Raw genomic sequence first — 13,965 nt, forward strand, 5'->3', positions numbered from 1 at the left:
TTATAATGGTTTGGTCATTATAAAGTCCATTTGTTCTTCATCACCCATATAAAAAGAGTGGGCCCCAGTTTGAACAAACCCCATTTTTTTATAAAAAGCAATCGCATTTTCATTTTTTTCCCATACGCCTAGCCAAATTTTCTTTTTATGACGTTCCATTGCAATTTCCATAGCTTTATTAAAAAGATATTTACCCAGACCATGTTTTTGAAATTGGTTCTTTATATAAATTCTTTCAATTTCAAGTGATTCATCCCCCATTTCTTCAGACTGAGCATCATTGGTATTGACCTTTAAATATCCAGCGACTTCATTATTAAAATATACAAAAAAGAATTGTGAAGAAATATTAGCTAATTCTTTTTCTAATTGTTCTAAGTTAAATGCTCTTTCCAAATAGGTAGTCATATTTTCGGGTGAATTCTGATCCTTAAATGTTTCATTAAATGTTTCATAACTAATTTCTTGAAGGATGTGTAAATCTTCAATCGTACACGTTTTTATATTTATAGTCATTTTAATAGATCGCTCCTCTATATAATCAGTAATTTCTCTTGTTTCCCTTTTTTACATATTCCCAGTCTTTTTCTACATTTTTTCTAACCTTTTGAAGAAGAGTAAAAATGGTTTCTACTTCAATTTCGGAAAATCCCTCTAATGCAACAGTATTGGAATAATCATTCTCTCTTCTTATAAAAGGATAAACATTTAATCCTTTCTCTGTTGGAAAGAGCTTTTTAATTTTTTTGTTATGTTCATCTTCTTTCTTTTCAATAAACCCATTCATTTCAAGTTTTTTTATAGACCGAGCTGCCGTGGTTCGGTCTACTTTAATCATTTCAGCTAACTTTTCTTGAATAATTCCTGGGTTTTCACATATTCGCACTAAGTACAAATACTGCCCTTTTGTAAGGTCATATTCTTTAAATTCTAAATTACTTATAGAATCTAATGCCCTTGCAATCATTCCAATTTCTCGTAAAATTTCTTTCATTGTTATCTCCTTAAGCTACTTTTTTGTTGCATTTACTACAAAATTAATATAAATTAAATATAACTTAATTTTATTGCATTTGCAATAAAATTATCAAGGTCACATTAATTTAAAAGGAATGAAATAAATGTATGCAAAAAGAATAATGATGGAAGAAGATTTAAAGGCAGCATTTGCTATTCGGGAACAAGTATTCGTGAAGGAACAAGGTGTACCACTAGAAGATGAATTTGATCAATTTGATACACTGACTGGACTTTGTGAACACATAGTAGTCCATTACAATGAACAACCAGTCGGTACGGGAAGGATCAGGTTTATTGATGGAGTAGGTAAATTGGAAAGAATCTGTATCCTTGAACCTTACCGTAAATTTGGGCTTGGAAAAATCATTATACAAGCGTTAGAAGAAATCGCGGAAGAACGGGGAGCTTCGCAGGTTAAATTACATGGACAAACACAGGCAGAAGGTTTTTATAAAAAACTAGGGTTTAGGACTTCATCTAACATCTTTATGGAAGATGGTATCCCACATATTCTCATGCTCAAAGAATTGTCTATTAAATAATGATAATGAGGTCGAGTAAAGTGAAATATGTTTTTTATGTAGTAGGAATTTTAACATTAACCCTGGGCATTTCTTTCACTATACAATCAGACCTTGGAACTTCACCTTTTGATGCACTTTTGGTAGGACTGTCCATAAATGTGGGGCTAACTGTGGGAAGTTGGGAAATAATAATAGCTTTCATATTGATAGGTTGTAATTCATTTTTAAAAAGACAAAGACCAGAAGTTCTGGGGTTGTTAACAGCATTTATAACGGGTATTGGTATTGATACTTGGCTTTTTTTATTGCAGAATTTGATCACACCTGAACTATGGTACAGCAAAGTGGTTTATTTTGGAATCGGCTTAGTTGTTATAGGATTAGGCACTGCAACATATTTATACGCAAATTTTGCACCGATTCCTATTGACCGATTAACATTAATCATCCAAGAATTAACTAGAACAACTATATTTTTTTCGAGAACATTCATTTACCTAGTATTCTTGATAATGGCAATTTTTTTGGATGGACCAATTGGCGTTGGAACTTTATTAACCGTTTGTTTAGGGGGACTAATACTTAATTACTTGATGCCATTTACTGAAAAAGTATTAGACCGCATATTAACACACTCCAGTACATTACGCAATTATGATAAAGAAAAAAACATTTAATTTAGGCAACCGTAAAAAAGGTGTCAGGCACCAATCAAAAAAATTCTGGATGGTGCCTGACACCCATTTACTCATTTTAACTTTTTATAGAAGTCTAATCTCTGTTTTGCATTTTCTTTAATGACGATATCTACGCCGGTATCAACGACTTTTTCAACATTTTCCCCTTTTGTTACTTTCAATGCAGTTTCAACACTTAAATACCCCATATCATAAGGGTTTTGTGCTATTGTACTAGAAATCGTTCCATCCTTTATAAACTTCAGCATATCGGGTATTCCGTCTGCTCCAACGACTGGAATTGTAACACCTTGTTCCTTCAATTCCTTAATTACAAGTAAAGTGGAGGTGTCATGAGTCGCAAAGACTCCCTTAATATCAGGATGATCATGCAATAACTTTGTCATTTCTTTTTTTACTGTCTTTGCATCATCCGAATTCCATACTGTTTCTGCCGCGACTATGATCCCTGCATCTTTTAAAGCCATTTTAGCTCCATTTATCCGTTCTCTAAATATTGAGACTGATAAATGTCCACCGATAATGGCAACTTTATTTCCAGGTTGAAGTTGCGAGGCTAAAAGCGAGCCTGCCTTTTTTCCTAGATCTACGTTATCGGTACCGATATAAGAAGTTTTATTTTGCCAAGGATAATCTTGATCTACTAACAATACAGGAATTTCCTTTTGTTTCGTATACTTATCCAATAAAGGTATAACCGTTGAATCAATAGGTGCGACAATTAATACATCTGGATTTTCTTGATAAGTCTTCTCTAATAATCTCTTTTGTTCTCTAGTAGAACCATCAAGTGGTGCGATAACTTTCCCTGCCATACCAAAGTCACTAAACGCTTTTTCAGCACCTGCTTTAACAATTTCCCAATATTGTGTGTCCATATTCTTTAAAACAACAACCACTTTCGGTCTTTCTTCTGCAAATGAATTAGATATAAAACTTATAATGATGACAGAAATAACAATTCCAACAAGAAATATTAGTTTTCCATATTTGAACACTACATCCTCCCCTCTCTTTTCGTTTAAGAAATGAAGCTATCACTGATTAGGACTGGAATTTAACTGAAAGCGGATCGAAAAAACTGTCCCCTTATCCCCTGTTGCGATATCAATTTCGGCATGATGTCGTTTGGCAACACTGTAACAGATAGCCAAACCTAATCCAGTTCCCGTCTCCTTCGTTGTAAAGAAAGGTGTTCCTAATTTTTGTAATACTTCTGGGCTAATGCCTTGACCCTGATCTTTTATTTCTAAAATGACGGCCTGATTTTCCGTATAGGTTTTTATGGTAAGTTTTCCGTTAGATGACATGGCATCCAGCCCATTTAATGCAATGTTTAAAATCAGTTGACGGATTTCTTTCTGATCTATGAATATATCCGGACACTGATTTAACTCCAGCTTAACATGTTTGCTTGACCGAAAAGCTTCTGCTTGAATTAATGGAGATAATGCTTCAAGTATCGTATTTAAGTTTTGCTTCTTCTTCACACTGACCTTGTTTTTGGCTAGATTTAGAAATTCCGTGATAATGGAGTTAGCCCTTGTTAATTCGTCTAACATCAAATCAATGATCTCTGCTGATAGATTAGCACTGTCATTCCTTGATAATTGTAAAAATCCTTGAACAGTAGTCATGGGATTTCTAATTTCATGGGCGATTCCTGCTGCCATCTCACCGATTAAATTCAAACGGTCTAAGCGGGACATCTCTTTCTCTAAGTGAACGGTGTCCGTAATATCTGTTAAAACAATGAGCGTACATGGTTCCGGATGGATATCAATCATTTCAGTCGATAATAATCCATCGCGAATTTCACCATTTTTCGTCTTATAGCTAATTTTCTTATTACGAATTTTCACATCCAGATTAATAGGTCTTCCTGTGGATTCATCAATAAAATTCTTTACATTTATTTTGTGTTTCTCCAACTCTGTCATGCTATAACCAGTAAAGTTTAACCAACTAGTATTTACTTCAATAAAGGTTAAATTCTTCTGAGAAAAAATCGCCATTAAACAGGGACTAGATTCAAAGATTTTACGAAATCTTTCTTGGGAACGGTACAGATGGCTGGCGATTTTTTCTCGTTCCCCTATCTCATTTTGTAGTCTCTCATTAGCCCTTATCAGTTCTTGGGTTCGTTTTTCTACTATTTGTTCCATATTATTGTATTGAAGTTTCTTAATCTCCTCTATCTGCTTTCTTTCTGTGACATCTCGAATGCTGCATACAAAGAGGTTTTGCTTTTCAATGGTGGTTTCACTAATTAGAATGTCAGCATGAAAGTGACTTTCATCTTTCCGGACAGCTATCGATTCTACCACCTTTCCTGCGGATTCTTTTATAGTGGTTAAGAAAGAAAACGAAGAATCTTGGACATGATCTCCCATCCATGTTAGAAAAAGCTTCAAAACATTGCCGCCGATTAATTCCTCTGCTCTGTATCCAAACATGCTTTTTATTGCTGGATTCACCGATAATATAGATCCCTGATCGTCAAACGTAAGGATCGTATCTACGATGGTTTCACCAATAACTTTAGATAATGCCTCTGTACGACGTAAATTTAAGGTGGTTCTATCTAGCTTTTTATTCATCTCATTCAGTTCAACTTTACGTTCTCGATCAGTTTGAATGATATTTTCTTGATGATTTTGGTGAATTTTAACAAATTGTTCAATTTTAAACTTCAATGTTTTTGGATTAAAGGGTTTCATAATATAATCAATGGCCCCAACTGAATACCCTTCATACACATGTTCCATATCTAGACTAATCGCTGTTATAAAAATGATTGGAATATGCCTCGTTTTTTCTCTAGCCTTAATAAGTTTCGCTGTTTCAAAACCATTTAGTCCAGGCATCTGTACATCTAGTAAAATTACTGCAAAATCTTGTTTAAGCATACATTTTAACGCTTCTTTACCCGAATTTGCGCTAACCAAGTGATAATTGGGAGATGTAAGTACAGCTTTCAATGCTAATAGATTTTCAGGATGATCATCCACCATTAATATATTAACCTTATTAGAATGGGGATTAGTTAACTTTTCGATAGAGTTTTTCTGATGAGTCAAATTCTCTGTAACAGTGTTCATAACTTGTAAATTTTATCCCCTCTCTTATACCCAACCCGAGAAACCCTGCTTGGCTTAGGCTCTCATATAATAACGTGTGGACATGATTTTGAAGAACCTTATTAAAATAGATTAAAACATTTCGGCATATAATAATATCAAACTCGTTAAACGATTGGTCTGTTACTAAATTATGCTGGGCAAACACCACATTTTTTTGCAAAAAGGAATGGAAAAATACCTTATCATCCACTGCCTTATAATATTCCGAAAAGGCTCTTTTTCCGTCTGCCTCAATATAGTTTTTAGTGTAGAGCTGCATCCTGTCTAATGGAAAGGTCCCTTGCTTCGCCTTTCCTAAAACACTTTTGTTTATATCAGTAGCAAATATTCTTGTTTTTTCATAAATCCCTTCTTCATGCAAGAGAATAGACATAGAATAGACCTCTTCTCCTGAAGAACAGCCAACATGCCAAATTCGAATTTCAGGATAATCTTTTACTAAAGGGATGATCTTTGTTCGGAATGTCTTAAAAAAAGAAGGATCCCGAAACATCTCTGTTACATTAATCGAGAAATCAGAAAGCAATTCCCCCATGACAACTGGATCACGAAGTACTTTTTCCTGGAGAGCAGATATGCTAGGTAGATTTTCCTTACGAACACGATGGTTAATTCTCCTTTGAATGAAAGGAAAGGCATAGTTTCGAAAATCATAACCATAAAATCGAAAAACGGCCTCAAGCAATAAATCGATTTCTATTCTTTCTATCTCATCTGTCTGTAGAATATTAGGTTTTATTATCAAATTCTTTACCCCTCCTTACTATACAGCCATACTTGCATTAAGGAAAATAACTGGTCTAAGTTAATCGGCTTACTGATATAATCCGTTGCTCCCGCATTTAAACATTCTTCTCGGCTGCGTTTCATTGCCTTAGCTGTAAGGGCGATGATTGGGATCGTTTGGAATTCAGTTAGATGACGAATGCGCCTTATTGCTTCAAATCCATCCATCTCAGGCATCATAATGTCCATTAAAATGAGGTCTGTTTCTGGATTTTCCTTTAATACCTCAATACCCTCACGGCCATTTTCTGCTACAATTATATCCATTTCAAACTTCTCAAGAGCAATGGTTAAGGCATACACATTTCGTATATCATCATCTACAATGAGAATTTTCTTGTTTCTCAAAGAAGAAATCCCATCTTGTTTTATTGGACCTTCTAAATCTTTTAATGAATCATCCTCATAAAGACTTATGGCAGCTTCTTCCAAAGCGGTATTACCTACTATTTGGCTGGTTGTTTGAAAGTATGGCAAATATAAAGTGAATGTGCTTCCATTTCCCTTCGTACTAGAGACCTCTATATATCCACCTAATAACTGAGCCATTTCGCGACTAATGGACAGTCCTAATCCTGTGCCTCCATATTGACGACTTGTCGTTCCATCTGCTTGCTTAAAGGCATCAAATATCGTTTCTTGTTTATCCTTATCAATGCCTATTCCTGTATCGATCACGGAGAAAGCAAGCATCGATTGCTCTCGAGTTTCTCCCACAAAAAGCTGCCCACTGACTTCCTTTGTTTCCTTTCGAATATCTAATGATACACTGCCACGTTCAGTAAACTTAAACGCATTTGAAAGGAGATTTTTTAAAATTTGCTGTAACCGTTGTTCATCCGTATAGATCGTCCCTGCTAAACTTGATTCCATCTTAATTGAAAACTGGACATTTTTTTGAATCGCAAGCGGGGAAAATTGCCTTTCGATAAAATCTTGGACATCATGAAGATCTACCTCTTTAGGATTTACATCTAATTTTCCTGACTCCACTTTCGCCAAATCTAAGACATCATTGATTAAATGAAGTAAATCATTACCAGATGAGTAGATCGTCCGAATATACTCCACCTGCTCAACGGTAAGATTACCATCCCCGTTTTCAGCAAGTATTTGCGCTAAAATTAGTAAACTATTAAGTGGAGTTCTTAACTCGTGTGACATATTGGCTAGAAACTCGGATTTATATTGAGAGCTAAGTTCTAATTGTTGCGCTTTTTCTTCAAGCGCCTCCCTCACCTTTTCAATTTCCTTGTTCTTTTGTTCTGAGGCTATATACTGCTCCTCCAGTTTTTCATTCGTCGTCCTTAATTCCTCTTGTTGTAACTGCAGTTCTTCTGATTGAGATTGAAGTTCTTCTGTCAACGCTTGTGATTCTTGCAATAATCTTTCTGCTTTCATATGACTAACAATACTGTTAATCTTGATACCAATATTATTAGTTACGGCTTCCAATAACTTAACTTGGAGGGGACAAAAGGACTCAAATGATGCAATTTCAATGACAGCTAGTACATCATTTTCAAATTGAATCGGTAAAATAATAATATTTTTGGGTGAACCAACTCCCGTTCCTGATCCTATTTTAACGTAATGATCTGGAACATTGGTTAGTAAGATCGAACGTTTTTCAAGTGCGCATTGGCCGATAAGACCCTCTCCAAAACGAAACCGCATATAATCTTTATTATCTAATGAAGCATAGGCAGATATCTTTCTTAAATACTGCTCTCTCTCTTCCACTTCCTTAACATAGAAAACTCCGCAAGTTGCTCCTACCATTGGGACAAGTTTTGTAATTAACAATTGTGCTAACATAGAAACATTTTCGACTTCAGGATAGATGGTGGCTATTTCAGCAATTTTTGCATTAAGCCAACTTTGATCCTCTGCTTCTTCTATTAATTGCTTCTCTAGCTTACTTTGTTCCTCTAGTGCATGTGCCATTTTATTAAATGAGACAGCGATTTCAGCTAATTCACCCTTCGTGGAAATCTTAATTCGGGGTAATGAACTAAAATCACTTGTGATAGCACTTTTCATCACTTCTGTTATGTTGTTAAGGTTATTTGTGATACCTCTAATAATCCATATCGTAAAAACAATACCAATACATAAGGCAATGGCAAGATAAATGTATATGATGGTGACAGCCCAGTTGTATGTATCTTTAGATCTTAATAGTTCATCTTTCATCTTTTGTTCTTGCAATCCATAGAGAAGATCAGCCATTTGATTCATTCTTTGCCTAATCAGTTCTGAATCTCTCCAAAAGACAGCCGGAATTTCCATTGACGGATTTAGTTTTTTTGTTGATATAGCTTGTTGACCCATAGTTAAATACTGTTCATGCAATGTTTTATATTTTGCGATTAGTTCTTTTGATTTTTCTTGCTTGTCCATTTTTTCTAGTGAATCAATTGCAGATTGTAAATTGGTATGGGAATCTTCCCAAGAATTCGTTGTATCTAATTGGATATCATTTCCATGAACTGTTAACATCGAGGTTAGCTCAAGACCGATTCTAGAAGTCTCGTATTTAATTTCAGAAGCCATTTCGATTCTTTCATTTAAATCATTTACAACAACGTTCATATTAACTGTCGTTTGTTTGAGCATGTTCATTAAAATGATAGCGATAATAAAAAATAGCAGCAGCAAGGACCCAATACTTGTATAAAGTTTTGTTTTAAATTTCATAAGAACTCCTTCATAGTTATCGAAAAAAATAGAATATTCTAATCACAAAACCTTCTGATTTAACTTACATATTTTCTTATTTTACTTGAAGTCCTTATTATCGTCTACAGATAAAAATGCAGATATATTAACCTTTCAGTTTAATTTTACAACTTAGCTATCTACAGTAACCTTTTTTTGGGGATATACTCAAAAATATTCGGAAACATGATTTATTTCACATACAAAAAAGTCCTGATATTTTAGAATATTCTTTAAAAATAGAAATCAGGTGTAGGAATGACATTGGTAAAATCAGATATTGAAAGTTTGATTAATTCATTAAATTCGCTGGATGCGAAATGCCTTTTTGGTTGTATGGACCAAGAGATTTTGCTTTCGAAAGACACAAATATTCGTTATGTTCAGATGCAACACGAACAGGCAGCTGTTCATGCTGCGGATGGATTTGCGCGTGCTACGGGCAGACCTGGTGTTGTCTTTTTAACCACTGCTTCAGGAATAACCAATAGCATCACAGGGATTGCAACAGCATATAGTGACTCGGTTCCGTTAGTCATCATTACAATGCAAATTGAGGATCAGCCCCTCCATACCAATCACGAAGCGTTTCAGGAATTAAACATTTCAGGACTGACCATGGCAATAATAAAGCACACGTTAAAAGTAAACCCAAACGAATCTATTCAAGAAGCTCTTAAACATGCCATAAATATTGCTGCTGATGGGAGACCCGGGCCTGTTTTGCTAGAACTCACTACAGATACCACATTGAATGAACCAAAGAATCACCGTTTTGTTCAAATAAAAGCTAGAAAGCAGTCCCAAGAAAATTCAATCGAAATGGCCAAGCGTTTAATTGAAAAAGCTAGAAAGCCAGTAATTTTCGTTGGGGGCGGGGTCATTGCTTCAGGAGGAGCTGATTATTTAAGAGAAGTGGTAAAACTGACTCGCATCCCAGTAGTCAGCTCGCTTATGGGGATTGGTTCCATGGAAGCAGGTAACCCATTGTACCTTGGGATGCTCGGGATGCATGGGACGTTTGCTGCGAATAAAGCGGTCCATCATTGTGACTTGTTAATTAGCATCGGAGTCCGTTTCAGTGACCGGGTAACAGGAAGAATCAGTGGCTTTTCACCTACCTCAAAAAAGATTCATGTCGATATCGACCCTGCTGAAATCAATAAAATCATCCCTGTTGATTTGCCGATTGTCAGTGATGCCAAAGAGTTTCTGTTTAAATTGAAGAATCAATTAGATGTTAAAAAATTAATAAAAATGCAGGAAGTTGGACCAGTGAAGTCGTAGGATGGAAACGGACGGTCCCTCGTTTTAATCAATCCAATAGTGTCCTTAACCCTCAGTCAGTTATTCGACTTTTAAGTGACCATTCCACTCAGGATACTGTTGTCGTAACCGATGTGGGTCAACATCAAATATGGACTGCCCATCATTATGCGTTTACCCGGCCGCGGACTCTGATCACATCTGGCGGTTTAGGGACCATGGGCTAAGGTCTGCCTGCGGCGATTGGTGCTGCGGCTGCTATGACGGGAAGGTTTGTCATTTGCGCCTCAGGAGATGGCAGTTTTCAGATGAATCTTCAGGAATTGATTACAGCTGTGAAGTATCAGCTGCCGCTAAAAATTGCGATTCTAAATAATGGCTATCTTGGCATGGTGCGTCAATGGCAAGAACTGTTTTATCATCGCCGCTATTCACAGGTTAAAAATGCTCACCGAATTTCGCCCAATTGGCTCATGCCTATGGTGTAACAGGGTATAGCGCCCAGACCGAAGAAGAAGCCAAACAGGTTATTCCAAAAGCATTTCAACAGACGGGACCCGTTCTCATCGAGTTTAATGTTATGGAAGAGGAAAACGTCTACCCGATGGTGCCGCCTAATCATAACAACCATCAGAACATCCTAACACGGTAGAAAAAACGCCAACCCATTGGAAGCATCAATGAGTTGGCGTTTTTAAAAATTCAAAATGATGATTAGTTCAATTTATATTTTATAGGACATTAAATTTTTCTTTTTCAACAATATCCTTAACAATGTCTTCAATGGTTACATTTCCGAGTACTTTTTCCATCGCTAATTGAGCTGCTGACAATATAGGAGTTATTGAATCTTGAATGTTCCTTCCCACAGGGCAATTAGGGTGTGAATTTTCATGGACACTAAACAATTCTTTTTCCTGGACCACGTCTACCGCTTTATAAACGTCAAGTAATGTTATATATGATGGTTCCTTTGCTAGTTTTGCTCCTGCAATCCCCGGTTGTACGACGATTAACCCTGCTTTTTTTAACATCCCCATAATTTTTCTTATCAAAGTTGGGTTCGTATTTACGCTGTCCGCTAAAAATTCCGATGAGCTGGTGCTCTCTTTATTTAATTCAATAAGAGCCAATATATGAATACCCACGGAAAATCGGCTGCTGATTGACATTTCATTCACCTTCTTACTATTTGATCATAATTATTCACATAACATGTATTTAAATTGATTACAACTTATTATACATTAAAATTCGTAAGAAATAAAAAAGGTATATAAAATCGTTGACAAAAGCCCAAGATGTATCTATTATGAATACAGGTATTCAAATTAGATACAAGTAATATTAATTTTTGGTAAGCTACTATAAATAATTGGAGGGAACAAATAATGAAAATATTAGTAACAGGGGCAACAGGAAAATTTGGAACCAAAGTTGTTGAAACTTTATTGAAAACTGTACCAGCAAATCAACTAGCTGTTAGTGTTCGTAATCCAGAAAAAGCAGAAGGATTAAGGGCTCGAGGCGTGGACGTTCGTCAGGGAGATTTTGACCGTCCTGACACATTGGATGCTGCTTTTTCAGGTATTGATCGGCTATTAATTATTTCTGCAGATGGCGACAATGAAACCAGAATTAGACAGCACACGGATGCAGTAGCAGCAGCAGAGCGTGCTGGTGTTAAATTTATTGCTTATACTAGTCTTGCCAATGCAAAGGAAAGTAAAAACTTCCTTGCTCCAACGCATAAGGCAACAGAAGAAGCTATTGTAAAAACAGGCATTCCTTATTCTTTCTTACGCAACAATTGGTACTTGGAGAATGAAAGTTCAAGCATTCAGGGCATACTTGCCGGAGCCCCTTGGGTGACTTCAGCAGGTGATGGAAAAGTTGGCTGGGCATTGCAACAAGACTATGCGGAGGCAGCGGCAGTGGTCTTATCAGGTAACGGGCATGAAAACACGATTTACGAACTTTCTGGTAAGTTAATGACGCAGGAAGAAATTGCAGCTGCAGTTGGAACTGTATTGGGTAAAGAAGTCCCTGTACACCAAGTAGATGATTCCACTTACGCTGATATTATGAAAGGGGCTGGCGTACCAGAATTCCTACTTCCTTTTCTTGTCGATATCCAGAAAGGCATTCGGGAAGGTACATTAGCAGTGGAGAGCAATGATTTGGAGAAACTGCTTGGACGTCCCGTTACACCAATTAGTGTAGGATTAACTCAAATTGTTAAAAGTTTATCTTAAAAAACTTAATTGAAGCTAACTTAAAAACCGACCCTCTTCTATATGAGTGGTCGGTTTAACTTTAGATCAAACAGATTTTACAAAATCAATAAATGTATCAACTTTGCTATCTAAGAAACTTAGTGTACTTTGATCAACCAACTGACCAGTTTGTTCATCAAATTTTTGATTCGCAAGACCAATCAGTACCTCATTTCCTCCTGGAGGAAGGATCTTAGCCTGAATACCAGGTGCTGCTAGAATTTCACGCAAATGCATTTGAGCACGAACGGTTCCGAGCAGGCCGAGGGTTACACCTAAAGCCATTACAGGTTTACCAATGAAAACCTTGTCTACCCTTGAAGTCCAATCTAATGCGTTCTTTAACACACCAGGAATGGACCAATTGTATTCTGGAGTAATGATGAGAACCCCATCAGCATTTGCGATTGCCGCCTTAAATTCCTTTACTGATTCAGGTGGGTTGTTCTCCTCATCTTGGTCAAAATATGGGAGAGAACGGATGTCTGCGATTTCAATATCCATTTTATCCTTGTAACGATCTTTGAGTGTTTTTGCAAGGTGCATGTTATACGATTCTTTTCTTAAACTGCCTACAATTGTAACGATTTTCATGATTAACCTCCAAAGTATTATTAATTACCATATATTTCACTATAGTTAATCAAACGTCTTCCTACAACATTCCTGCTTGCATGAATTCCAAATAATGTACTTCTTATTACTTCAGTTGAAGATTACTACTAATCTCCAATCCATTTGGTTCGAAATTTTGATACTCAGCTTCTAATTCACACAAAGTCCATTCATAGAGATGTTTATTATTTTTTTTATAAATTCCGAAACTAATGAGTTTATTTATTAAATATTGCCTTTTTTGATGAGCAGAAATTCGTTGGATATTGTTCATAAGAAGGCTAACAACTCCTTTCCATAGGCAATTATAAATGAGATTTTTTAAGAATTTGTCGATTGAGCGAGTATTTATTGATTTTTAAAGGAATTGTAAATTAGCATTAATAAAAGTAAAAAATTTGCATTTTTTGTTAAATAACTCTTAATCAAATTTTAATGTCATCGAATACCTAAAAATTTTTATGTATGATTCATTGAATTTAACTTTTTAAACTAAAATTTTTCTACAAACAAGAGTGGTGCCTTATGATTTTCCGTCTTAATTTGTCCGTTTTAGAAATAATTCTTCTTTTCTTATTGAAATATGAAGATTATTGTAGATAAGTTTTATAACGTGTTAGCAGGAAAAATACCTCTCGTTATAAAAATAGTAATGAAGACGAAACGGATGTCTAACGAATAAGTTGAAAGGTGGTCATTTTGCTTGAATATGGAATTAACCCTACAACAAATCGTCGAAGGTCTACCCAAGTCTCTATTAAATGCAACTGATCGGGATTTGGAAGGCTTCCAAAAAATTATCGAAGAAACAATAAAACTAAGAGAAGGCCATCGAAACTTACAAAAGATGGTAAAAAGTTTCTCGACATCTACGATACAGCGAAGCTAAAACTAAATATACCCATGAATGAAGAAG

At 35.8% G+C, this 13,965-nt stretch carries 15 protein-coding genes and 1 pseudogene; 7 read left to right on the forward strand and 9 right to left on the reverse strand.

Annotation, left to right across the window (positions count from 1 at the left end):
* Both paiA and FS608_RS06950 read right to left on the reverse strand, forming a co-directional pair.
* Complete coding sequence (gene paiA, locus FS608_RS06945) at positions 1–516, reverse strand: spermidine/spermine N(1)-acetyltransferase (protein WP_144548505.1); 516 nt, start codon at positions 514–516, stop codon at positions 1–3.
* 25 nt (positions 517–541) lie between these two features.
* Positions 542–994, reverse strand: a complete 453-nt coding sequence (locus FS608_RS06950) for a MarR family winged helix-turn-helix transcriptional regulator (protein ID WP_144548506.1) — start codon at positions 992–994, stop codon at positions 542–544.
* A gap of 127 nt (positions 995–1,121) precedes the next feature.
* Between FS608_RS06950 and FS608_RS06955 the strand changes: the two genes are divergently transcribed.
* A complete protein-coding gene (locus FS608_RS06955) occupies positions 1,122–1,562 on the forward strand; it encodes a GNAT family N-acetyltransferase (RefSeq protein WP_144548507.1) in 441 nt (146 codons plus the stop codon).
* 20 nt (positions 1,563–1,582) lie between these two features.
* Positions 1,583–2,221, forward strand: a complete 639-nt coding sequence (locus FS608_RS06960) for a YczE/YyaS/YitT family protein (RefSeq protein ID WP_144548508.1) — start codon at positions 1,583–1,585, stop codon at positions 2,219–2,221.
* Between the two features lie 71 nt (positions 2,222–2,292).
* Here FS608_RS06960 and FS608_RS06965 read toward each other — a convergent pair whose 3' ends face one another.
* From FS608_RS06965 to FS608_RS06980, 4 genes are read right to left on the reverse strand one after another with little or no spacing between them, the layout of a single operon-like run.
* Entirely contained in the window at positions 2,293–3,240 is a 948-nt protein-coding gene (locus tag FS608_RS06965; protein WP_144548509.1) for a sugar ABC transporter substrate-binding protein, read from the reverse strand.
* 39 nt (positions 3,241–3,279) lie between these two features.
* Positions 3,280–5,343: a PAS domain S-box protein gene (locus FS608_RS06970; RefSeq protein ID WP_260871596.1), complete on the reverse strand. Its 2,064-nt coding sequence runs from the start codon at positions 5,341–5,343 to the stop codon at positions 3,280–3,282.
* Entirely contained in the window at positions 5,285–6,130 is an 846-nt protein-coding gene (locus FS608_RS06975; protein ID WP_260871597.1) for a CheR family methyltransferase, read from the reverse strand. The genes FS608_RS06970 and FS608_RS06975 overlap by 59 nt, the downstream gene beginning before the upstream one ends.
* Before the next feature lie 5 nt (positions 6,131–6,135).
* Complete coding sequence (locus FS608_RS06980) at positions 6,136–8,871, reverse strand: hybrid sensor histidine kinase/response regulator (protein WP_144548511.1); 2,736 nt, start codon at positions 8,869–8,871, stop codon at positions 6,136–6,138.
* A gap of 279 nt (positions 8,872–9,150) precedes the next feature.
* Here FS608_RS06980 and FS608_RS31170 point away from each other — a divergent pair, with 279 nt between their 5' ends.
* The 3 genes and pseudogenes from FS608_RS31170 (at position 9,151) to FS608_RS31180 (ending at position 10,810) form a co-directional block, all read left to right on the forward strand.
* Positions 9,151–10,179: a thiamine pyrophosphate-binding protein gene (locus FS608_RS31170; protein ID WP_260871598.1), complete on the forward strand. Its 1,029-nt coding sequence runs from the start codon at positions 9,151–9,153 to the stop codon at positions 10,177–10,179.
* A gap of 113 nt (positions 10,180–10,292) precedes the next feature.
* Positions 10,293–10,646 (forward strand): annotated as a pseudogene (locus tag FS608_RS31175) (thiamine pyrophosphate-dependent enzyme).
* Positions 10,625–10,810 carry a hypothetical protein gene (locus FS608_RS31180; protein ID WP_260871599.1) on the forward strand — a complete coding sequence of 62 codons (186 nt, stop codon included), beginning with the start codon at positions 10,625–10,627 and terminating at the stop codon, positions 10,808–10,810. The pseudogene FS608_RS31175 and the gene FS608_RS31180 overlap by 22 nt, the downstream one beginning before the upstream one ends.
* A gap of 79 nt (positions 10,811–10,889) precedes the next feature.
* On the opposite strand, the gene FS608_RS06990 is transcribed toward FS608_RS31180, so the two are convergent.
* Positions 10,890–11,330, reverse strand: a complete 441-nt coding sequence (locus tag FS608_RS06990) for an Rrf2 family transcriptional regulator (RefSeq protein WP_144548512.1) — start codon at positions 11,328–11,330, stop codon at positions 10,890–10,892.
* Between the two features lie 219 nt (positions 11,331–11,549).
* Here FS608_RS06990 and FS608_RS06995 point away from each other — a divergent pair, with 219 nt between their 5' ends.
* Positions 11,550–12,413, forward strand: coding sequence for an SDR family oxidoreductase (locus FS608_RS06995; RefSeq protein WP_144548513.1), 864 nt, complete (start codon positions 11,550–11,552; stop codon positions 12,411–12,413).
* Between the two features lie 66 nt (positions 12,414–12,479).
* Here the strand turns inward: FS608_RS06995 and FS608_RS07000 are convergent, their stop codons facing one another.
* Entirely contained in the window at positions 12,480–13,028 is a 549-nt protein-coding gene (locus FS608_RS07000) for an NADPH-dependent FMN reductase (RefSeq protein ID WP_144548514.1), read from the reverse strand.
* A 106-nt stretch (positions 13,029–13,134) separates the two neighbouring features.
* Entirely contained in the window at positions 13,135–13,323 is a 189-nt protein-coding gene (locus FS608_RS07005) for a Fur-regulated basic protein FbpA (protein WP_144548515.1), read from the reverse strand.
* A 429-nt stretch (positions 13,324–13,752) separates the two neighbouring features.
* Between FS608_RS07005 and FS608_RS07010 the strand changes: the two genes are divergently transcribed.
* A complete protein-coding gene (locus FS608_RS07010; protein WP_144548516.1) occupies positions 13,753–13,938 on the forward strand; it encodes a hypothetical protein in 186 nt (61 codons plus the stop codon).
* Positions 13,939–13,965 lie beyond the last annotated feature (27 nt).

This window comes from Bacillus sp. X1(2014) (assembly GCF_007678255.1).